Genomic DNA, 1,104 nt, shown 5'->3' with positions numbered 1-1,104 from the left:
CTTGAATTTACACTTTAAGTGCAACACTAATTAAATAAAGAATGGCCCATGGCCAAATTCCTGTAAAATGATGTTTGCGAAAACAATCATGAAAGGAATTTAGCCATGGATCACTACAAGCATATTACCATAGATGAACGGGAAACTATCTTTTTAATGAGGAATCATGGAAACTCACTTCGTGAGATTGCCAGCCATATCAAGAAAAGTTACTCAACCATTTCTCGAGAATTAAGCCGTAATTCTACTGGTAAATCCTATTCACCTTCGAAGGCTCAGGAGAAGTACAAACAGCGAAAAGGCAACTGTGGCAGAGTCTCTCTTTTGAGTAATCCTCAGGTGTTTGAAGTGGTGAGAGAACACTTCTGCGAAGACCTTTGGTCTCCGGAGGAAATATCGAATCGCTTGGCAGTCGAAAAGTATCCGGTGCAGATCAGTACCATGACTATTTACCGTGGGATTTTCAATGGCTTATTTGATAATTTGTTTAAATCTGGCAGCTCTAGTGCCGTGCGCCATCTAAGGCATCACGGCAAGTCTCGCCACAATAAAGCTTATCAAGAAAAGCGAGGCAAGATTCCAATCCCCAACAAGATTCATGATCGTCCGCGAGAAGCTGACAACCGTGTAGAAATTGGTCACTGGGAAGGTGATACCGTGTTAGGCAAAAGCGGAAAGGCTTGTGTCGTTACATTGGTTGATCGAAAATCTCGTTACCTGCTTATTGGTAAAGCTGCTAAAAGAACTTCAGAAGCAGTCACGGATACTTTGAGCGACTTAATGAAGCTATGGCCTGGTAGATCGTTAACGATTACCCCGGATAGGGGTAAAGAGTTTGCCAAAGTTCAATGTTTAACTGATAAGTTTGGTACGCCCTTCTACTTTCCCGATCCTCACTCTCCTTGGCAACGAGGAACTAACGAAAATACTAACGGCTTGCTTCGCGAATATTTGCCAAAAGGAACTGACCTTGATTCAATTACTGACCGCCGGATACAAGCATATGCAGAACAAATGAATAATCGTCCCCGTAAATGTCTCGGATGGAAAACGCCTTATGAAATATTCTTTAATGTAGTGTTGCACTTAATTTGACAATTCAAG

The 1,104-nt window shown here is 41.8% G+C and carries 1 protein-coding gene; it reads left to right on the top strand.

Features of this window, described 5'->3' with window-relative positions:
• Window positions 1-105 precede the first annotated feature (105 nt).
• Window positions 106-1,095, top strand: coding sequence for an IS30 family transposase (locus FD05_RS10740; RefSeq protein WP_020282189.1), 990 nt, complete (start codon window positions 106-108; stop codon window positions 1,093-1,095).
• The last annotated feature ends 9 nt before the right edge of the window (window positions 1,096-1,104 follow it).

Origin of the sequence: Lentilactobacillus otakiensis DSM 19908 = JCM 15040 (assembly GCF_001434145.1) — a bacterium.
Lineage (GTDB): Bacteria > Bacillota > Bacilli > Lactobacillales > Lactobacillaceae > Lentilactobacillus > Lentilactobacillus otakiensis.
The sequence above is the reverse complement of the archived record's forward strand: the minus strand, read 5'-3'. Positions and strand labels throughout refer to the sequence as shown.

Coding starts and splice junctions, on each gene's coding strand:
- FD05_RS10740 (WP_020282189.1), top strand. CDS start 106: ATGGATCACTACAAGCATATTACCATAGATGAACGGGAAACTATCTTT.